We start from the raw sequence: 20,310 nt of genomic DNA on the forward strand, positions 1-20,310 counted from the left end.
CGGCCCGTCTCGAGGTTACGGCGAAGGCCCCTCTCCCGGGCTCAGCCGAAAGAGGGGCCTTCATGGACTTCGCCGTCAGACGGAGACCGGAGCGTCGGCCGGAGCCGAGGCGGTCTTCTTGTCCCGCATCACCAGGAAGGCGACCACCGCCGCGGCCAGTACGCCCACGGCGCTCACGAGGAACGTCGTCGACATCGCCGAGGTGAACGACTCGCGGGCTGCGGCGATGAGGCCGTCGTTGCCGGTCGCGAAAGCGTCGCCGATCGAAAGTCGCGCCTGTGCCGGAGCGGAGCCGGGCATCTGCGAGGTGAACAGGCTCGACACAAGGCTGCCCAGGATCGCGATGCCGAGCGCGGCGCCCAGCTGCTGGATGGTGTCGTTGAGCGCGGAGCCGACACCGGCCTGCTCCTCCGGGACCTCGCCCATCAGCGCCGCGATGGCCGACGGCATCGCCAGCCCGCCACCCGCGCCGAGCAGGAACAGCGCGAGTGACGGCAGGAGAAAGCCTTCGTTCGTCGACAGGGTCGCGAGCAGGCCGAACCCGGCTGCCATCACCGTCATCCCGGCCGTGGCCAGCGCGCGGTTGCCGATCTTCTGGCCCAGTGTGGCGCCCAAGGTGTTGCAGAGCAGCGAAGCGACGGCCATCGGGATGAAGGCCAGCCCCGCCTGGGTCGGGGTGTAGCCGAGCACGAACTGCAGGTACTGGGTCAGGAGCAGCAGCAGACCGCCGTTGCCGATCTGCACCAGCGTGAGCGACAGGCTGCCGCCGCTGAAGTTGCGCTTGCGGAACAGCTTGAGCGGGACCATCGGCGAGGGCGTGTGCCGCTCCCACGCCACGAATCCGGCCAGGCTCACCACCGCGATCGCCAGCGGGACGAGGGTCCCGGCCTCGGTGATGCCGTGCTTGGGCAGTTCGATGATCGTCCAGACCAGCGCGACCATTCCGGTCGCGGACAGGATCGCGCCGAGCGGGTCCGGCTTCTGCCACGGGCCCTTGGACTCCGGCATCAGCGTGAGCGCGGCGAGCACCGCGATGACGACGATCGGCACGTTGATCAGGAACACCGCGCCCCACCAGAACCACGCGATCAGCACGCCGCCCAGCACCGGTCCGCCGATGAGGCCGAGCATCGCGACCGCGCTCCACACCGCCATCGCCTTGCGGCGCTCCTCGTCGTCGAAGACGGTGATCAGGATCGAGAGGGTGCTCGGCATGATCAGCGCGCCGCCGACACCCATCACCGCCCGGGCCACGATCAGTTCCAGCGGATTCGCGGCGAACGCGGCGACGAGTGAGGCCGCGCCGAACAGGGCGAGGCCGATGATCATCACCTTCCGGCGGCCGAAGCGGTCGCCGAGACTTCCGGAGGTGAGCAGCAGCCCGGCGAACACCAGGATGTAGGAGTCCAGGATCCACTGCGTGTCCTGGGCGCTCGCCCCGAGGTCTTCGGCGAGCGGCGGCACGGCGACCGTCAGCACCATGTTGTCCACGACCAGCACGAGCGTGCTCAAGCACAGCACGATCAGGATCCACCAGCGGCGCGGATCGCGCCCTTCGATCGCCTTCATCGGGAAACCCCCAGAGGTAGTTGCGTACATTGTTCCGTCGTTGCGCACACTGTACGCAAAAGGCGAGAGTGTTCGCAAGGGGGTACGTCGTGCGCTAGGGTGGCGGCATGCCAACTGACGAGAAGCCGATCCAGTCGGTGTGGACCCGTCCGCGCCGGAAGCGGAACCAACCCGCGTTGAGCCAGGCGCAGATCGTCGCCGAGGCGGTCCGGCTCCTCGACGTCGAAGGCGTCGACGCGCTGAGCATGCGCAGGCTCGGCACCGCGCTCAACGCGGGCGCCACCTCGCTGTACCGGCACGTGGCCAACCGCGACGAGCTGATCGAGCTGGTCGTCGACGAGGTCTACGGCGAGATCACCGTGCCGGAAGGGGACACTCGGTGGCGTGAAGCGGCCGTCGTGGGGGCGCAAAGCGTGCGCGCGATGATCCTGCGGCACCCTTGGATCGCTTCACTGCTCGGCTCGGTCGGCCTGTCGTACCTCGGGCCGAACGTCATGCGGCTCAACGAGCGGCTGCTGGCCGTCTTCGTGGCCGCCGGATTCCCCGACGACGAGGCGGATCAGGCGATCAGCGCGGTGATCTCGTACGTCATCGGCATGGGGACGACCGAGGCGGCATGGCTCACGACGGTCGCGAAAAGCGGCCGGAGCGAGCGTGAATGGGCGGAGCATCTGCGCCCCGCCGTCGAGGAGGCGGCACGGGAGTACCCACACCAGCGGGACCGGCTCGTCCGGGACGACGTCGAGGCCGACCCGGAACGGCTCCGCGACGAGAAGTTCCGCTACGGCCTGGAGCGGATGCTCGACGGCTTGGAGACCCGCCTCAAACGGTGACCCCGTCACGCGAAAGGGTCGAACCGAGCGCGGTCGCGATCCGCTGGACGGCGGGCGCGATCCGCTCGACGGCCTCCATCGTGAGCCGTCCCGACGGTCCGGACACCGAGACCGCCGCCGGCACCGGCGCGCCCGGGACCGCGACGGCGACGCAGCGGACGCCGAGTTCCTGCTCGGCTTCGTCGAGCGCGTAACCCTGCTGGGCGATTTTCGCCAGCTCGCGCAGGAGCGCGTCCTGGTCGGTGAAGGTGTGCTCGGTGTAGGACGGCATGCCGGTCCGCGAAAGCAGTGCCGTGACGTCCTTGGGCGGCAGATGCGCGAGCATCGCCTTCCCCACGCCGGTGCCGTGCGGCAGGAGCCGCCGTCCGACCTCGGTGAACATCCGCATGGAGTGCTTCGACGGCACCTGGGCGACGTAGACGACCTCGTCCCGCTCCAGTACGGCGAGGTTCGCGGTCTCGCCGACCTCGTCGACCAGTTCCGTGAGCAGCGGCCGGGCCCACGAGCCGAACTGCATGCTGGCGTTCTCGCCCAGCCGGATGAGCCGGGCACCCAGCGCGTACCGGCGGTTGGTGTTCTGCCGGACGTAACCGAGGTCCACCAGCGTCCTGATCAACCGGTGGATGGTCGGCATCGGCAACCCGGACAGCGTCGCGAGCTCCGAAAGACTGGCCTCGCCTCCGGTGTCCGCGAGATGCTCGAGGAGCTCGAAGGCCCGCTGAAGGGACTGGACGCCGCCGTCACGCCCGTTCTTCTCCGCTGCCACCGTGGTACTCCTTACGTCCGCGTTGATGTTCCGCTATGCAGAAACTATAGTCCGTCATGTAAAACCGTAGGGACGTCTTGTATTAGGGATGTCACTGTCTTTCCGAACTCGGGGTGTTGCTCATGTCTGAAGCTCAGGTGCTCGGCGATCCGGTCGAGCGCGGGGACGAAATCCTCACGCCGGAGGCGCTCGCCTTCCTCGCCGGTCTGCACGAGGCCTTCGCCGCCCGCCGCGACGAGCTGCTGCAGGCCAGGAGCAAGCGCCGCGAGGAGGCCAGGACCACCGGCAAGCTCGACTTCCTGCCCGAGACCAAGGAGATCCGCGAGGGCGACTGGAAGGTGGCCGAGGCCCCGCCCGCCCTGCGTGACCGCCGCGTCGAGATCACCGGCCCCACCGACCGCAAGATGACCATCAACGCGCTGAACTCCGGCGCCAAGGTCTGGCTCGCCGACCTCGAGGACGCCAACACGCCGCACTGGGCGAACGTCGTCTCCGGCCAGGTCAACCTGTACGACGCCGTCCGCGAGACCATCACGCTGGAGAGCGGCGGCAAGAGCTACGCGCTGAAGGACGACGTCGAGCACGCGACCATCGTCGTCCGCCCGCGCGGCTGGCACCTCGACGAGCGCGGCCTGTCCTTCGGCGGACGCCAGGCCGTCGGCGCGCTGGTCGACTTCGGCCTGTACTTCTTCCACAACGCGCAGGAACTGCTCAACCGCGGCAAGGGCCCGTACTTCTACCTGCCGAAGATGGAGAGCCACCTCGAAGCCCGGCTCTGGAACGACGTCTTCACCCACGCGGAGAAGACCCTCGGCATCTCCCACGGCACCGTCCGCGCGACCGTGCTGATCGAGACCATCCCGGCCGCGTTCGAGATGGAGGAGATCCTCTACGAACTGCGTGAGCACGCCTCCGGCCTCAACGCCGGCCGCTGGGACTACCTGTTCAGCGTCATCAAGTACTTCCGCGACGCGGGCGAGAAGTTCGTGCTGCCGGACCGTAACTCGGTCACCATGACCGCGCCGTTCATGCGCGCCTACACCGAACTGCTGGTGCGCACCTGCCACAAACGCGGGGCGTTCGCGATCGGCGGTATGGCCGCGTTCATCCCGAACCGCAAGGACCCGGAAGTCACCGCCGCGGCGCTCGACAAGGTCCGCGCCGACAAGAGCCGTGAGGCAGGCGACGGCTTCGACGGTTCGTGGGTCGCGCACCCGGGCATGGTCGACATCTGCCGCGAGGAGTTCGACAAGGTCCTCGGCGACAAGCCGAACCAGCTCGACCGGACCCGCGACGAGGTCTCGGTGACCGCCGACCAGTTGCTCGACGCGGCTTCGACGCCGGGGGGCGCCACCGCCGCCGGTCTGCGGGCCGCGGTCGACGTCGGTATCCGCTACATCGCCTCCTGGCTGAGCGGAAACGGCGCGGCGGCGATCCACAACCTGATGGAGGACGCGGCCACCGCGGAGATCTCGCGTTCGCAGGTGTGGCAGTGGGTGCGCAACGGCACGCGGCTCGACACCGGCGACAAGGTCACCGAGGAACTGGTCCGGGGCGTGCTGGCCGAGGTCCGCGGCGAACTGGCCGCCGAGATCAAGCCGGAGCTGCTGGAACCCGCCGTCGAACTGTTCGAGCAGGTCGCGCTCGCCGACGAGTTCCCGGACTTCCTGACGCTGCCCGCCTACGAGCGGATCAAGTAGACCGATGGGGAACGGGCGGCTCACCGAGGACGTCTACACCGCCGCCGACGCGCGCCTCGCCGAGGCCGACGCGCGCGTCGCGGCCAAATACCCTGGTGAGCCGCCCGGCCGCCAGCCCGTGCACACCGTGTACGTACCCGCGTCGCAGTACAAGACGCGGCTGGTGGCGGATTGGGGAAAGCAGGCCCTGCGGGTCTTCGGCGAACACGCCGATCAGCTGGGCCTGGAGGCGGACGTCGCCGACCGCGTCCGTACCAAACTCCTCACCGAGCCGATCGAGGATCTGCGGATCGACTTCGAGGACGGCTACGGCAAACCCGGCGACGCCGAGGAGGACACCACCGCGCTCGCCGCGGGGCGGACGCTGGCCATCACGGGCGGGACACCGTTCGTCGGCATCCGGTTCAAGAGCTTCGAACAGGCCACCCGGCGTCGTGGGATCCGCACCTTGGACCTGTTTCTGGCCGGACTGCTGGAAAGCGGGCCGCTACCGGAAGGTTTCGTCGTCACGCTGCCGAAGGTGACCGCGGTCGAGCAGGTCGAAGTCGCGGCGGATGTCCTGGAGCGGCTGGAATCCGCGTACGGGCTGGCCGACGGTGCGCTACGGTTCGAAATACAGATCGAGACCGCTCAGTCCATTGTGGATGTCGACGGGACGGTCGCGGTGCCGCGGATCATCGAAGCCGCGCGCGGCCGGTGTTCGGGACTGCACTACGGGACCTACGACTACAGCGCGGGACTCGGGATCAGCGCCGAGTACCAGAGCATGGAACATCCGGCCGCCGATTTCGCCAAGCAGCTCATGCAGGTTTCGGCGGCGGGCACCGGTGTCCGGCTTTCCGACGGCTCGACGAACAAACTGCCCGTCGGCGAAGCGATCCTCCCGGCCTGGCGCGAACATCTGCGGCTGGTGCGGCGTTCCCTGGAGCGCGGGTTCTACCAGGGCTGGGATCTGCACCCCCATCAGCTGCCGACCCGCTTCGCCGCGACCTACGCCTTCTTCCGGCAGGGTTTCCCGGCGGCTTTGGGACGGTTGAGGGACTACGCGGACCAGACCGGGCGCGGGGTGCTGGACGAGCCCGCGACGGCGCAGGCCCTGGCGAGCTTTCTGATGCGAGGACTGGATTGTGGCGCGGTGGACGAAGGTGAGCTTTCGTTCTCAAGGTCCGAATTGGACGGTTACGCGCGGCGGATTCCGTAACATGGCTGGAACAATCACCATCTAGGTTCCGCTCATGTCGAAATCCGGTGGGCGCTGGTACAAGTCGCTGTTCGTGCAACTGCTGGTCGCAGTCGTGGCCGGTATCCTGGTCGGCCATTTCTGGCCGGGCCTCGGCGCGAACCTGAAACCGGTCGGCGACGGCTTCATCCGGCTGATCAAGATGATCATCGCGCCACTCATCTTCTGCGTGGTGGTCACCGGGATCGCCGCGGTCGGCGATCTCAAGTCCGTCGGCCGCATCGGGCTCAAGGCGTTGCTGTACTTCGAGATCGTCACGACGTTCGCGCTGATCTTCGGGCTCCTGATCGCCAACGTGTTCCGGCCGGGCAGCGGGCTCGACATCAACCCCGCGACCCTCGACCCGAACGCGGTGGAGAAGAAGACCAGCGGCGGCCAGTTGCCGTCGATCGGCGATTTCCTGCTGCACACGATCCCGGACAGCGTCGTCAACGCCTTCGCGGAGAACCAGCTGCTGCAGGTTCTGGTGTTCGCGGTGTTCTTCGGCCTCGCGCTCGCCGCGATCGGACGGGAACGCGCGCCGCTGGTGCTCGGCTTCGTCGACCAAGTGCAGCAGGTCATCTTCAAGGTGATGGGCTGGATCATGCGCGTCGCACCACTCGGCGCGTTCGGCGCGATGGCCTTCATCATCGGCCAGTACGGCATTTCGACGCTCGGGACGTACGCGAAGCTCATCGCCGCCTGCTACGCCGCCGGACTGCTGTTCGTCCTGATCCTGGCCGCGATCGCCCGGTTCTACGCGGGCGTCTCGATCTGGCGTTTCCTCCGCTACGCGCGCGAAGAGTTCCTGCTGGCTCTCGGCACGGCGTCGACGGAGTCGGTGATGCCGCGCATCATGACGAAACTGACCGACGCGGGCTGCTCCCGCGCGGCGACCGGTCTCGTGGTGCCGACGGGCTATTCGTTCAACCTCGACGGCGCGACGATCTACCTCTCGATCTGCACGGTGTTCCTGGCGCAGGCTTTCGGTGTCGACATGTCGCTCGGGCAACAACTGCTGGCCGTCGGGATCCTGATGCTCACGTCGAAGGGAATGGCGGGCGTGCCCGGCTCGTCGTTCCTCGCCCTTTCCGCGACCGCCGCCGCGATCGGCGCCTTCCCGGTGGCCGGGGTGGCGCTGCTGCTCGGCGCGGACCGGCTGATGGACTCGATGCGCGTTTTCGTGAACCTGCTGGGGAACTGTGTGGCGACGTTCGTGGTGGCGAAGTCGGAGAAGCAGCTGGATCGGGAGAAACTGGTGGCGGTACTGGAAAATCGGGAGACTGTTGAGGCGGCTTGAGCGGTAGAGGTCAGTCCGTGAAGGCCTCCTTCCCTGCCTTGAGGGTCAGGGTCGCGGCAAAGTCGAGATCTTGTAGGTCGGGCGGATACGCAAGATCAGGGACGAGCCGAGGTAGGGAAGGCCTGGTTCTGGATGTCGGCCGGGCTTCAGTGTCCACAAGGGACACCTTCGCGCCATTGTGTGTCTGATTGATGTGTTTATGTACGTTTCCGCGCGGGGTCGTGAGTGTTAATGAGGGTTAGAACGACACAAATCACTCACGACCCCCTCGCAAAACCGCGTAAATTGCCTAAATCGGGCGCTTTGGTCTCGAAAAATGTCCCTTGTGGACAGTCAAGAGTCGGGCTGAGCCTCTGTGCGAGCCCGCTCCCGTCAGCTCCACTGCGACACGTTTGCCTTGTTCCGCTATGGCAGTGACGCCGACCAGCAGTTATGCGACTTTGCCGGGGACCCTGACCCTCAAGGTAGGAAAGGTGGCCTTCACTGCTTCGACTCTCTCTCCAGAGTGATTTGTGGGCATGGCGAGGGGCCCGTCGCCGGTGTGGCTGGCGGGCTCCTCGGGTTCTACGGGGTTAAGCGGTGGCGCGGTGGAGGGTGTTGCGCCTGGGTCTTCGTAGCGGATCCAGATACTGGGGCGGGGTGAACTCCGGGAGGCCGTCGGGGGCCATCCGGACTTGCCAGTCGCCGTGGTGAATCAGCCGGTGGTGAAAACCGCACAACAAGGTGAGATTCCGCAGGTCGGTCGGTCCGCCATCGGCCCAATGATCAATATGGTGGGCGTGGCAGTGTTTCGGCTGTCGATGGCAGCCGGGGAAGGCGCAGCCTCGGTCGCGGATGTTGAGTGCCCGTCGTTGGCCTGGGGTGACGAATCGTCGTAGCCGTCCCATGTCGAGGGGTTCCCCGGCAGCGTTGAGCACGACGGGGAGCATGAGGCAGTCGCAGGCGGCGAGGCGTGCTTCGCGGGCGGTCATTTCCCCGACGAAGTCCAGGCACGCTGTCCCGACCCCGGACTTCAACTCCTCAAGACCGATGGTGACGTGGAGCAGCGTCCGGTAGCCAGAGGTGCCGGGCTGATCCGGGCACGCGATCGCCAGGTCCAGGATCTCCGCGAAGGCGTCGCCTTGACGTTCCGATTTGGTGCGAGGGTCGGCTTGGCCGAACTCGTCGACCGGTCGCGGTTTCGCGTAGGCATCGAGAACGGCGGCGGTGCGGGCACCCAACTCGTCATCCAGAAGCCCGGTCAGCTTCCAGAAGCCGTCTCTGCGGCGCTCCAGCGTGACTTCCCGTACGGGCTGGGCGGGTTCGGGGTCCTTGGGTTCGTTGCCGTCAGGGTCGAGCCAGGCCAGCAGGTTTTCTTCGGCCTGTCTGAGCTGTCTCGGCCCGGCCTCGCGAGCGAGGTCGGCGAGGATCTTTTCCGCGCACTCCCGATCCTCCGCAGCCACCTCCGCCGGGATCTTCTTCAGGAACTCCAGTATCTGATCGATGCGATGGTCTCCGATCGCACCATCAGCGGCCGCCGCGGCGGTGGCGGGCGCCAACGCCGGAATCTCGGTGCCGTCCAAGGCGCGGGTCGGGTTCAACGCGATCGCACGCCGCACGATCGGCCCCGCCTCACCACGGGTCAACCCCGCGACATCAGCGAACCACGACACCGTGGAACCATAGCCATACAAGTCTTTCGGACCACGAGACTCAATCTCCGCCAAAAACCGCCCCAACGCGGCGGAAGCCACCCGGATCACCTGCAGAGACTGCTGCACGCCATGGCCAAGCTCCAACTTGCCGGCACGCCACAACTCCTGCGGCAGTTCAGGAAGGAAGGTCTCGGACACCTCTCAATAATATCAAACAATGATCGAACGTGTGTTCGTAATTTTAAGCGACATTGAATCGGCCGCATTGACCACTGAAGGGTGATGTCACCACGTCAGCCGACTACGACGCGAGACACCGCATTTAGTCGACTAATTGCGGCAGCCCAAAGCTGACCGAGCCTCTCAACCAAACGTCTTCACATAACGCTGACAGGCAACAGAAATCTCCCCACCGGTGGCCGGCGCCTGATGGTCGAACGGGCCCTCGTCGACCCATCCGCACCGTTCGTAGAATCGCCGCGCCCGCGCGTTCCCCGGCACCACGGCGAGCCACGCGCGGGAATGTCCGCCCGCGCTCACGAGCCGTTCCGCCTCGGCGAGCAACGCCGACGCCACCCCGCTCCCGCGATGATCCGACGAAACGTAGACCTGCTCGACCTCGTCCGCGACGACCATCACGAATCCGGCGACTTCGCCTTCGATCAAGGCGACCGCCGTGTCCTCCACGCGGTCACCCGCCCGTTCCCGGAACGACTCCGGGGTGCGGACCCGCACGAGCGCGTCGGGCACGTTGCCGAGGTGTCCGTCTCGCCAGCCGTGGTACCAGATTTCCGCGACGGCGTCCGCGTCGTCCGGGGCCGCCGGGCGGATCACGACAGAGGTAGGCATGACCATGAGCTTAGGCAACCGCAGGGTGAAGTGATCAGGAAACCAGGGCTCCGATCCGCCGCTCCACCTCGTCCGCGCTCGCGTTCCCCGAAACCAGCGTCGCGATCCGGGTGCCGTCGTCCGCCAGCAACGTCGGGTAGCCCGTGACTCCTAATTCCCGCGCCCGCTGGAAATCGGCCGCGGCGGACACCCGGTCCAGTGCGGCCTCGACGGCGTCTCCGTCGACGCCCGCCCGCTGCGCGACCAATCGGTAGGTCGAGACTTCGGAAAGGCTCAGTCCGTCTAGATAAAACGCCTCCTGCAACAAGGCCGCGAGCCGGACGGCACGGTCCGGCGCGACTTCGCGCAGCGCCGCCATCCCGCACGCGGCGGCTTCGGAGTCCATGACGAACTCGCCGTCCGCGATGAGTCGTTCGTAGCTCTTCCCGAACGGCGCTCCGGTCCGCCGGGTGATCTCGGCGTTCGCTCCCCGGACGTAGCCGAACTGCCGGATCGGCACCCGTCGTCCGCCGAGGAACAAGCCGCCGGAGACGACTTCGACCGGCAGGTCCGGATGCCGGTGCGCGACGTCGGCCATCGTGCGGGCGAACCCGTACGACCAGCCGCAGTACGCGTCGAAGACATAGATGAGCTTCATGACTTGCCCAACGATGCCTGACCAGTCAGATATTCCTACCGGAGCCGGGGAAGCGCGTCCCGCGCGGAATGGCTCAGTGTCCGCAGGTCCTGCGTGAACTGTTCGCGGTGGTCGGCGGGCAGCGGGTCGAGGAAGAGCCGCTGGATGTTCTCGACATGGATCCGCGCCGCCCGCACGGTCGTCTTCTCGCCTTCCCCCGTCAGCCGGACGAGCTGTACGCGGCGGTCGTCGGGATCGGAGGCACGCACGACCAGGCCGAGCTTCGTCATCCGGTCGACCAGCCGGGTCGCGCCGCCGGTGGTCAGCACCTGTTCCTGCGCGATCGCGCGCATGCTCGTGCCGGCTTCGCCCTTCCGCCCGACGATCAGCAGGACCTCGAACATCAGATGCGAGATCCCGCATTCGGTCTCCAGCGCGCGACCGAGGAGGTATTCGAGCCGGTTCGCCGCGCCCATCAGCCGCCCGAACGCGACCACCCGCGGGTCGTAGGCGGCTTCCTTCGCCGTGGTGATGCCCATTTCAGCTCCCTGCCGACAAGGCCAGATAGACGTCCAGCTGCTCGGTGAACTCGGTCAGATCGACGCCGAGCAGTTCGCTCGCCCGCCCGATCCGGTACCGCAAGGTGTTGACGTGGATGTGCAGGGTCCGCGCCGCTCGCGTCGGCGAGCCGGAGCATTCGAGGAAGACGCGCAGGGTGTGCACCAGATCGGTGCCCTGTTCGGCGTCGTAGCTCAGCAGCGGGCCCAGTACCCGCTGCCGCAACGCCGCCCGCAGGTCGTCGGACGCGCCCGCCAGCAGCAGCCGGTGCATGCCGATCTCGCCGCCGGGGACGACCTCGACCGCGCCCGCCCGCTCCGCCGCCACGGCCAGCGCGTAGCGCGCGACCTCTTTCGCGCCCCGCAGCGCGGAAACCGGGGAACGATCGCTGATCCCGATCAGCACACGACGGCACGGCAGCAGCGATTCCACTCCCGCCAAGGCCGCGGCCACGGTGGTGGGCCAGTCGTCCGGCCATTCGCCGTCGTCCTCGGCCACCGCCCAGGTCGTTTCCCCGCCCGCGCCGACGAGGGCGCCCGGCGGCAGCAACTCGGTCAGGATCCCGCGCGCCGCTTCGGATCCCTCGGCACGGGCGACGACGACACGCAGATCGCCGCGCAGCCCGGTCGCGGTCAGCGCCGCGTGCGGATCGCTGCCCTCCTCGAGGGCGGCCAGCAGCGGTTCGAGTACCCGGTCGGTGACCGCGCGGACCTCGTCCGCCCGGGTGCGCGCGAGCCCGATCAGCCCGGCGAGTTCTTCGGCGATCTCCGCCTGTGCCGCGGTGAGCCTGCCGCCGATCGCGAGCAGCCACGGCACCGCGTGCCTTCCGCCGACGGGCCGGACGGAGACGTCGTCCGCTTCGAGGGAGCGTCCGCCCGCGGCGACGAACCGGCGCACCAGGTCGTCCGGCGCGGTCGCGGGGACCACCCAGCAGGGGAGGCCGATCTCCGCGCGGGCCCGGTCCAGCAGCGTCTCCATCGGCACGTCTTCGGTCGCCGCTGAAAGCAAACGTTTGCGGGCGCCTTCCGCGGCCCCGGCCAACGCCAGGACGACCCGCTCGGTGACGACCGAGAACGACAGATCCGCCGGCACCTCCAGCAACGGGATCCGGTGTCGCGTACAGGCGTCGACGAGGTCTTCGGGAATGCCGTCGGAGTCCGCGCCGGATGCGGCCAGCGCCGCCGCGCCCGCCTTCGCCAGCGCGGCGACGAAGGCCTCGGAATCGCCGGGCCCGCGCCACCACAGCAACCCGCTCAGCACGAGTTCACCCGCCGACACGTATCGCCCGGGGTCGGGCAGTTCGGTGACGTAGATCCGGGACACCGGACGGTCGAGCAGGGCCGTCCCGGCGCGTACGCGCAAGCGCAACCCGGGCAGCGCGAGCAGAGTTTTCACAGTCGTCATCAGGTTTGTAGGAAACCACAAATCGACCGGCATGTGCTGGGGAGATTTCATGCTTCGGCACCGTTGCCGCCGTACGGGCGGAGGGCGTCTACTGAGTCAGCCGTCACAGCCCGCCGCCGAACCGAGGAGCCCGAGAGTGGATTTCCTGCGCCCCAGCTCGCTGACCGAGGCGCTCGCCGTCAAGGCCGAGCGGCCCGACGCGGTGCCCATCGCGGGCGGCACGGACGTGATGGTGGAGCTCAATTTCGACCACCGCCGCCCCGGCGCGCTGCTCGATCTCAACCGCGTCACCGAACTCGCCGAGTGGGCCGAGTCCGACGGCAGGATCCGGCTCGGCGCTTCGGTGCCCTACGTCCGGGTGATCGCTGAGCTGGGTGAAGTTCTGCCCGCGCTGGCGATGGCCTCGCGCACCGTCGGCTCGCCGCAGATCCGCAACCGCGGCACCGTCGGCGGCAACCTCGGCGCCGCGTCGCCCGCCGGCGACACACATCCCGTGTTGCTCGTGCTCGGTGCCGAAGTCGAGGTCGCTTCGGTACGCGGGACGCGCCTGATCCCGGCTGAGGAGTTCTACCTCGGCGTCAAGCGCAACGCCCTCGAACCCGACGAGCTGATCACCGCCGTCCACCTGCCCGCCGGTGCGGGTCCGCAGCAGTTCGCCAAGGTCGGGACGCGCAACGCGATGGTCATCGCGGTCTGCTCGTTCGCGCTGGCCCTGCACCTCGACACCCGCGAGATCCGCGCGGCGGTCGGGTCGGCGGCGCCGACCCCACGCCGGGCGACCGCGGCGGAGGAGTTCCTGTCCGCCGAACTTCCCTGGTCCACCAAGGCGTCCGTCGCGGACTCGGTCAAACGTCGGTTCGGTGAGCTGGTGGCGGAGGCGTCGTCGCCGATCGACGACGTCCGCGGCAGCGCCGACTACCGCAAGCACGCGTTGTCCGTCCTGGCCAGGCGAACGCTGACCTGGGCGTGGAACGACTTCCAGAAGGGTGAACGCGAGTGCGCGTGAACGTGACGATCAACGGCGAATCCCGTCAGGCCGACGACGTCTGGGAAGGGGAGAGCCTGCTCTACGTGCTCCGCGAGCGGCTCGGTCTCCCGGGCTCCAAGAACGCCTGCGAGCAGGGCGAATGCGGTTCCTGCACGGTGTACCTCGACGAGGTCCCGGTGTGCTCGTGCCTGGTCGCGGCCGGTCAGGTCGAGGGCCGCGAGGTCCGCACCGTGGAAGGGCTCGCCGACGGCGACGAGCTCGACCCGGTTCAGCGGTCCTTTGTGGACGCCGGTGCCGTCCAATGTGGCTTCTGCACCCCCGGCCTCGTCGTGGCCGCGCACGATCTGCTCAACCGCGTCGAAAAGCCGAGCGACGAGGAGATTCGCGAGGCGCTGGCGGGGAACCTTTGCCGGTGTACCGGATACGAGAAGATCCTCGACGCCGTCCGGTTGGCCGCGACCAGGGGAGAGAGCACGTGAAGACCGTCATCGAGAACGCCGCCATCGCCACCGTCGACGGCGAGGGCACCGAGCACGCCTCGGGCCACGTCGTCATCGAAAACGACCGCATCGCGGCGGTCGGCGGCGGCAGGGCGCCCGAAGACGAGTACGACGAACGGATCGACGGCTCCGGGTACCTGGTGACGCCGGGCCTGATCAACACCCACCATCACCTCTACCAGTGGGCCACGCGCGGTCTCGCCGCCGACCACACGCTGTTCGAATGGCTCGTCGCGCTCTATCCGATCTGGGCCAGGCTCGACGCCGACATCACGCACGCGGCGGCCACGGCGGGGCTCACCCGGCTCGCCACCACCGGCTGCACCACGGTCGCCGACCACCATTACGTCTTCCCGCGTGACGGCGGCGACCAGGTCGAAGCCCTCGCCGCCGCCCGGATCCGCGTCGGCGTGCGGCTGCACGTCGTCCGCGGCTCGATGGACCGCGGCGAGTCGCAGGGCGGGCTCCCGCCGGACAATCTCGTCGAGGAGACCGAGGCCGCGCTGCTCGGCACCGAGGCGGCGATCAACCGCTTCCACGACGATTCCGCCGGCGCGCATCTCCAGATCGCGGCCGGGCCGTGCTCGCCGTTCTCGGTGAGCGAGCGGCTGATGACGGGTGCGGCGGAACTCGCTCGGCGCAAGGGAGTCCGGCTGCACACGCATCTCGCCGAGACGATCGACGAGGAAAAGCAGTGCCTCGCGGAGGCAGGCTGCACACCCGCCGAGTACGCCGACAAACTCGGCTGGCTCGGCGACGACGTCTGGCTCGCGCACTCGATCCACCTCGCCCCGGAAGCGATCCGGCGGATGGGTGCCACGGGCACCGGGGCGGCGCACTGCCCGACGTCCAACGGGCGGATCGGCGCCGGGATCGCCCCGGTCCGGCAACTGCTCGACGCCGGTGTGCCGGTCGGGCTGGGCGCCGACGGCGCCGCGTCCAACGAATCCGGTGGGCTGGGCGAGGAACTGCACCAGTCGCTGCTGCAGGCGCGGCAGCGCGGCGGACCGCGGGCGCTGACCACGCGTGAAGCGTTGTGGATGGGCACCATGGGCGGCGCGCGATGCCTGGGCCGGGCCAAGGACCTGGGCTCGATCGAGGTCGGCAAGCTCGCCGACCTCGCCGTCTGGGATCTGAACGGCCTGAACTACGCCGGGATCACCGACCCGGTCGCGGCGTTGGTGCTCGGCGCGACCCCGCCGATCGCGCGGCTGTTCGTCGGCGGCGCGACCGTGGTGACCGACGGGACGCTGCGCGAGGAATCCGAAGACGAGATCGCCCGCGAGCTGGCCGTGGCCGGCGCCCGGCTGAGGGAGACGGTATGACCTCGACTGACACGTCCAAACAGACCACCACCGCGACAGGCACCACCAACGGCGTGGGTGCGAGCCCGCGGCGCCCGGACGGCACGGTCAAGGTGCGCGGCGAGTTCGCCTACTCCTCGGACCTGTGGCACGAGGACATGTTGTGGGGCGCGACCTTGCGCAGCCCGCATCCGTACGCGCGGATCACCGGCATCGACATCACCGACGCCCTCGCGGTGCAAGGGGTCTACGCGGTGCTGACGCACGAAGACGTGCCCGGGGTGAACAAGTACGGCCTGGAACACTCCGACCAGCCGGTGCTCGCCGTCGACGTCGTGCGCTACGAGGGCGAGCCGGTCGCGCTCGTCGCGGCGGACCATCCCGAAACCGCCCGCCGTGCCATGAAGCGGATCAAGGTCTCCTACGAGGTCCTCGAACCGGTGACGGATTCCGAGAAGGCCGCCGCGGGCGAGGGCGCCGAGCTGCACCCAGGCGGGAACGTCGTGCGGCACGCCAAGATCCGCCACGGCGACCAGTCGGTCAAGGCCGACGTCGTGGTCTCCGGGGTTTACGAGGTCGGCATGCAGGACCAGGCCTTCCTCGGGCCCGAGTCGGGCATGGCGATCCCGGACACCGAGGGCGGCGTCGATCTTTACGTGGCCACGCAATGGCTTCACGTCGACCAGCAGCAGATCGTCGCCGCGCTGGGCCTGCCCAAGGACAAGGTGCGGCTGACCCTCGGCGGGGTCGGCGGCGCGTTCGGTGGCCGCGAGGACCTCTCGATCCAGGTCCACGCTTGTCTGCTCGCGTTGCACACCGGCAAGCCGGTCAAGATGGTCTACAACCGCGAGGAATCCTTCTACGGGCACGTGCACCGCCACCCCGCGAAGATGTACTACGAGCACGGCGCGGACAAGGACGGCCGCCTGGTCTACGTCAAGGCGAAGTTGTACCTGGACGGCGGCGCCTACGCCTCGTCCACCGGCGCGGTGGTCGCGAACGCCGCCACCCTCGGTGTCGGTCCGTACAATGTGGACAGTGCTTCGGTCGATTGCTGGGGGGTGTACACCAACAACCCGCCCTGTGGTGCGATGCGCGGGTTCGGCGCGGTGCAGGCGGCGTTCGCCTACGAGTCGCAGATGGACAAACTCGCCGAGGCCTGTGGTCTCGACCCGGTCGACATCCGGATCCGCAACGCGATGGCCGAAGGCAGCCTCATGCCGACCGGCCAGGTGGTCGACTCGGCCGCGCCGGTGGCCGAGCTGCTGGAACGTCTGCGCGCCAAGCCTTTGCCGGTCGCGCACGAGGAGCTCGATCTACGCCGGATGCCCGGCGGCGTCTCCAACACCACGCATGGCGAAGGCGTCGTCCGCGGCGTCGGTTACGCGGTCGGGATCAAGAACATCTGCTTCTCCGAGGGATTCGACGACTACTCGACGGCCCGCGTGCGGCTGCAGCTCGTCGGCGGCGAACCCGCGGCGACCGTGCACACCGCGGCCTGCGAGGTCGGCCAGGGCCTGGTGACGATCATGCAGCAGATCGTGCGGACCGAACTCGGCATCGAGCAGGTGACGATCCTGCCGATGGACACCACCATCGGCAACGGCGGCTCGACATCGGCCTCCCGGCAGAGCTACGTCACCGGCGGTGCCGTCCAAGCCGCGTGCGTCGCGGTGCGTTCGGGTCTGCACCAGCATCTGGCGGGCAAACTCGCCGCCGACGGGAAGCTGAACGTCGTCGGGAACAAGGTCGTCTCGGCGGACGGCAGTGTGCTGGCGGACCTCGCCGACGTCCTCGGCGACGAGGTCTTCGACGAGACCGTCGAATGGCGGCACCGTCCGACCGTGCCGATCGATCCCGAGACGGGGCAAGGCGACGCGCATGTCCAATACGGCTTCGCGGCGCACCGCGCGGTCGTGGACGTCGATACCGAACTCGGGCTGATCAAGGTCGTCGCGCTCGACTGCGCGCAGGACGTCGGGAAAGCGCTCAACCCGCAGGCGGTGCTCGGCCAGATCCAGGGCGGGTCCGCGCAGGGCCTCGGTCTCGCGGTGATGGAGGAGATCCAGACCGTCGACGGGAAGATCCGCAACCCGTCCTTCACCGACTACCTGATCCCGACCGTGCTGGACATGCCGCCGATGGACATCGACGTGCTGGAGCGACCGGACCCCAACGCGCCGTATGGTCTGCGCGGGGTCGGTGAACCGCCGACGATCTCGTCCACCCCGGCGATCGTCGCGGCCATCCGCGCGGCCACCGGCCTCGCGCTCACCCGGGTCCCGGTGCGCCCCGAACACCTCACCGGCACCTGAGAAAACCGTACTTTTCGAGCTAGGAGTCCAGCTGTGGGTACCCCTCTGTCCATTTCGGAGTCCGACGAGCGGAAATGGCTCGCCGAAGCCGTCGAACTGGCCACCGTGAACGTCGAACGCGGCGGTGGTCCGTTCGGCGCGATGATCGTCCGGGATGGTTCGGTGCTGGCCACCGGGACCAACCAGGTGACCCCGACGTTGGACCCGACCGCGCACGCCGAGGTGGTCGCGATCCGCGCCGCCTGCCAGGCGATCGGCGACTACAAACTCGACGGCTGTGTCCTCGTGACCTCCTGCGAACCTTGCCCGCTCTGCCTTTCCGCCGCGCTCTGGGCGCGCGTCGGCAAGGTGATCTACGCCGCCGACCGGCACGACGCGGCCGAGGCCGGCTTCGACGACCGCGAGTTCTACGAGCTCTTTTCCCGCCCGCGCGAGACCTGGTCACTACCCGTCGGCCAACTGTCCCTTTCGGACTCTTTCGCGCCTTTCCAGGCCTGGCTGTCGAAACCCGACAAGAAGGCTTACTGAATGGGTGAACCCGCGACCGCGATCGCGTCGCCAGGGCGCTCGTTTCGAGTCGACGTGCGCCCTGGTGTGAAGGGGCGCCCTGCCGCCACGATAGCGGGGTCTTCGACCGGGCGGGTTCACGTCATAGTCGGCTGGTTCGGCTGCCCACACCTGCTCCGCCGACCGTTGGCTTACTAGTCTCTTCCCGCCCCACAACGTTGTGGAGTAGGCATGACCCAATTAGGTACAGAGCGTCCTCATCTGCCCTCGTCCGAGCCGAGGCGGCTGTCCGGGCTCGACCGCTGGTTCAAGATCTCCCACCGCGGCAGCACGATCGGCCGCGAAGTGCGCGGCGGGATCACCACCTTCGTCGCGATGTGCTACATCGTGCTGCTCAACCCGCTCATCCTCGGTGCGTCGGCCGACATCACCGGCGCGCGGCTGAGCACGGAGGCGATCACCACCGCGACCGCGCTGGCGGCGGGGGTCACCACCATCCTGATGGGACTCGTGGGCAACGCGCCGCTGGCGCTCGCGGCGGGGCTCGGCGTCAACGGCGTCGTCGCCTTCCAGATGGCACCCACCATGACGTGGGCGCAGGCCTTCGGACTCGTCGTCCTCGAAGGCGTTTGCATCGTGTTCATGGCCGTCTCCGGGATCCGGGAACGGATCATCAACGCGATCCCGATGCCGCTCAAGGTCGCGATCACCGTCGGAATCGGGCTCTATATCGCGCTGGTCGGCCTGGTCAGCGCCGGATTCGTGACCAGGACACCGGACGCCGCGCAGTCGACGGTGCCGGTGCGGATGGGGATCGGCGGGCATCTGGAAGGCTGGCCGATCGCGATCTTCTGCCTCGGCCTGCTGCTGATGATCGTGCTGGTGAGCCGCGGTGTGCCGGGGGCGGTGTTGATCAGTATCGCGGTCGCGACCGTAGTCGCGGTGGTGGTCAACACCGTGTTCCACGTCGGCGGCTGGGGCCTGGTCGAGCCGAAGGTCCCCGACCACGTCGTGGCGAATCCCGATTTCAGCCTGCTTGGCGACATCGACCTCTTCGGCGGGTTCGGCTCGGCGGGCGCGGTGACCGCGGCGGTGTTCCTGTTCACCCTGGTGCTCTCCGGGTTCTTCGACGCGATGGGCACGATCACGAGTGTCTCGGAAGAGGCGGGACTGACGAAGGACGGCAAGGTCGAAGGAATGGGCCGGATCCTGCTGGTCGACGGCGTCGGCGCGCTCGCGGGCGGCGTCACCGGATCGGCACCGAACACGGTCTTCCTGGAGTCCGCCGCGGGGGTCGGCGAAGGCGCGAGGACCGGGCTGGCCAGCATCGTCACCGGCGGCCTGTTCACCGCGACGCTGTTCCTGACCCCGATCGCCGCGATCGTCCCGGCACAGGCGGCGGCCCCCGCGCTGGTGGTCATCGGCGGGATGATGATGGCGCAGTGCGCGCGGATTCCCTGGCGGGACCTGGACTTCGCGATTCCGGTGTTCCTGACCATCGCGCTGATCCCGTTCACCTACTCGATCACCAACGGGATCGGCGCCGGGCTGGTCGCCTACGTGCTGATCAAGATCTGCAAGGGCAAGCTCCGTGAGATCGGCTGGATCCTCGGGATCCTGGCCGCGGTGTTCGGGGCGTACTTCGGGATCGAAGGGATCATGTCGTGGTTCTGATGTTCCTCAACGGCGGCGGGATGCGCGGCGGTCCGCTGCACGAACAGCTGCAGGGGGCGCCGCTGTGCTGCGTGGCGCGTTCGGCCCCGAAGTACCGGTATTTCTCGGTGGGGGACCGGTTTCCGGCGATGTACGAGGGCGGCACCGGATCCGTGGTCGGCGAGGTCTACGACCTGCCGCTCACGGTCCTGCGGGATCATCTCGTCCCGGCGGAGCCGCCGGAACTGGAGCTGGGCGTCGTCGAACTTGAGGACGGCGCGGCCTGCCTCGCGACCGTCCTGCGTTCGTCCTTTGTGGACTCACCTGAGCTGACCGACATCACGTCGTCAGGGGACTGGCGGGCGTACCTGGCGTCCCGCTAGCGGTCCGTGAAGGCCTCCTTCCCTACTCTCAAGGCAGGGCCCCGGCAAAGTCGCAGAGTTGCTGGTCGGCACTGTTCTTGGTGGTCCGGATGTGGCATCGCTGATGCCTGTGGGGTTCGAGTGTGGAGGATTTGGGACGGTGAAGGTCCCAAATCCTCCACACTCGAGGTGTACCGGGTTCAGGGGCATGCCCCTGAAGTTCTGTTGATCAA

General features: G+C 68.3%; 18 protein-coding genes. 11 read left to right on the forward strand and 7 right to left on the reverse strand.

Annotation, left to right across the window (positions count from 1 at the left end):
* Nucleotides 1-75: 75 nt before the first annotated feature.
* On the reverse strand, nt 76-1,569 hold the full coding sequence (locus ACZ7KI_RS38620) for an MFS transporter (RefSeq protein ID WP_470277959.1): 1,494 nt from the start codon (nt 1,567-1,569) through the stop codon (nt 76-78).
* A 107-nt stretch (nt 1,570-1,676) separates the two neighbouring features.
* Here ACZ7KI_RS38620 and ACZ7KI_RS38625 point away from each other — a divergent pair, with 107 nt between their 5' ends.
* Nucleotides 1,677-2,402 (forward strand): TetR/AcrR family transcriptional regulator, encoded by a 726-nt coding sequence (locus ACZ7KI_RS38625; RefSeq protein ID WP_470277960.1) that lies wholly within the window; start codon nt 1,677-1,679, stop codon nt 2,400-2,402.
* Here the strand turns inward: ACZ7KI_RS38625 and ACZ7KI_RS38630 are convergent.
* On the reverse strand, nt 2,392-3,168 hold the full coding sequence (locus ACZ7KI_RS38630; RefSeq protein WP_470277961.1) for an IclR family transcriptional regulator: 777 nt from the start codon (nt 3,166-3,168) through the stop codon (nt 2,392-2,394). The two genes, ACZ7KI_RS38625 and ACZ7KI_RS38630, sit on opposite strands and share 11 nt — an antisense overlap.
* 122 nt (nt 3,169-3,290) lie before the next feature.
* On the opposite strand from ACZ7KI_RS38630, the gene aceB reads away from it, so the two are divergent.
* From aceB to dctA, 3 genes are read left to right on the forward strand one after another with little or no spacing between them, the layout of a single operon-like run.
* Nucleotides 3,291-4,868, forward strand: coding sequence for a malate synthase A (gene aceB / locus ACZ7KI_RS38635; RefSeq protein WP_470277962.1), 1,578 nt, complete (start codon nt 3,291-3,293; stop codon nt 4,866-4,868).
* 4 nt (nt 4,869-4,872) lie between these two features.
* The gene (locus tag ACZ7KI_RS38640; protein WP_470277963.1) at nt 4,873-6,069 is read left to right on the forward strand and encodes a DUF6986 family protein; all 1,197 of its coding nucleotides are present in this window, start codon (nt 4,873-4,875) and stop codon (nt 6,067-6,069) included.
* A 34-nt stretch (nt 6,070-6,103) separates the two neighbouring features.
* Entirely contained in the window at nt 6,104-7,387 is a 1,284-nt protein-coding gene (gene dctA, locus ACZ7KI_RS38645; protein ID WP_470277964.1) for a C4-dicarboxylate transporter DctA, read from the forward strand.
* A gap of 572 nt (nt 7,388-7,959) precedes the next feature.
* On the opposite strand, the gene ACZ7KI_RS38650 is transcribed toward dctA, so the two are convergent.
* From ACZ7KI_RS38650 to ACZ7KI_RS38670, 5 genes are all read right to left on the reverse strand, one after another.
* Nucleotides 7,960-9,219, reverse strand: a complete 1,260-nt coding sequence (locus ACZ7KI_RS38650) for an HNH endonuclease signature motif containing protein (protein WP_470277965.1) — start codon at nt 9,217-9,219, stop codon at nt 7,960-7,962.
* Between the two features lie 165 nt (nt 9,220-9,384).
* Nucleotides 9,385-9,870: a GNAT family N-acetyltransferase gene (locus ACZ7KI_RS38655; RefSeq protein WP_470277966.1), complete on the reverse strand. Its 486-nt coding sequence runs from the start codon at nt 9,868-9,870 to the stop codon at nt 9,385-9,387.
* Nucleotides 9,871-9,904: 34 nt separating this feature from the next.
* Nucleotides 9,905-10,507 carry a DsbA family protein gene (locus ACZ7KI_RS38660; RefSeq protein WP_470277967.1) on the reverse strand — a complete coding sequence of 201 codons (603 nt, stop codon included), beginning with the start codon at nt 10,505-10,507 and terminating at the stop codon, nt 9,905-9,907.
* 35 nt (nt 10,508-10,542) lie between these two features.
* The gene (locus tag ACZ7KI_RS38665; protein WP_470277968.1) at nt 10,543-11,025 is read right to left on the reverse strand and encodes a MarR family winged helix-turn-helix transcriptional regulator; all 483 of its coding nucleotides are present in this window, start codon (nt 11,023-11,025) and stop codon (nt 10,543-10,545) included.
* A gap of 1 nt (nt 11,026) precedes the next feature.
* Nucleotides 11,027-12,448, reverse strand: a complete 1,422-nt coding sequence (locus tag ACZ7KI_RS38670) for a PucR family transcriptional regulator (RefSeq protein WP_470277969.1) — start codon at nt 12,446-12,448, stop codon at nt 11,027-11,029.
* Between the two features lie 136 nt (nt 12,449-12,584).
* Here ACZ7KI_RS38670 and ACZ7KI_RS38675 point away from each other — a divergent pair, with 136 nt between their 5' ends.
* The 7 genes from ACZ7KI_RS38675 to ACZ7KI_RS38705 all read left to right on the forward strand — a co-directional run bounded on the left by ACZ7KI_RS38675 (nt 12,585) and on the right by ACZ7KI_RS38705 (nt 20,098).
* On the forward strand, nt 12,585-13,454 hold the full coding sequence (locus tag ACZ7KI_RS38675) for an FAD binding domain-containing protein (RefSeq protein WP_470277970.1): 870 nt from the start codon (nt 12,585-12,587) through the stop codon (nt 13,452-13,454).
* On the forward strand, nt 13,445-13,915 hold the full coding sequence (locus tag ACZ7KI_RS38680) for a (2Fe-2S)-binding protein (RefSeq protein WP_470277971.1): 471 nt from the start codon (nt 13,445-13,447) through the stop codon (nt 13,913-13,915). Before ACZ7KI_RS38675 ends, ACZ7KI_RS38680 begins: the two co-directional genes overlap by 10 nt.
* A complete protein-coding gene (locus ACZ7KI_RS38685) occupies nt 13,912-15,261 on the forward strand; it encodes an 8-oxoguanine deaminase (protein WP_470277972.1) in 1,350 nt (449 codons plus the stop codon). The genes ACZ7KI_RS38680 and ACZ7KI_RS38685 overlap by 4 nt, the downstream gene beginning before the upstream one ends.
* Nucleotides 15,258-17,555, forward strand: a complete 2,298-nt coding sequence (gene pucD, locus ACZ7KI_RS38690; protein ID WP_470277973.1) for a xanthine dehydrogenase subunit D — start codon at nt 15,258-15,260, stop codon at nt 17,553-17,555. Before ACZ7KI_RS38685 ends, pucD begins: the two co-directional genes overlap by 4 nt.
* 33 nt (nt 17,556-17,588) lie before the next feature.
* On the forward strand, nt 17,589-18,083 hold the full coding sequence (locus tag ACZ7KI_RS38695; RefSeq protein ID WP_470277974.1) for a nucleoside deaminase: 495 nt from the start codon (nt 17,589-17,591) through the stop codon (nt 18,081-18,083).
* Nucleotides 18,084-18,293: 210 nt separating this feature from the next.
* Entirely contained in the window at nt 18,294-19,736 is a 1,443-nt protein-coding gene (locus ACZ7KI_RS38700) for an NCS2 family permease (protein WP_470277975.1), read from the forward strand.
* Complete coding sequence (locus ACZ7KI_RS38705; protein WP_470277976.1) at nt 19,727-20,098, forward strand: allophanate hydrolase-related protein; 372 nt, start codon at nt 19,727-19,729, stop codon at nt 20,096-20,098. Before ACZ7KI_RS38700 ends, ACZ7KI_RS38705 begins: the two co-directional genes overlap by 10 nt.
* The last annotated feature ends 212 nt before the right edge of the window (nt 20,099-20,310 follow it).

The sequence above is a fragment of the Amycolatopsis sp. NPDC039088 genome (assembly GCF_055598845.1).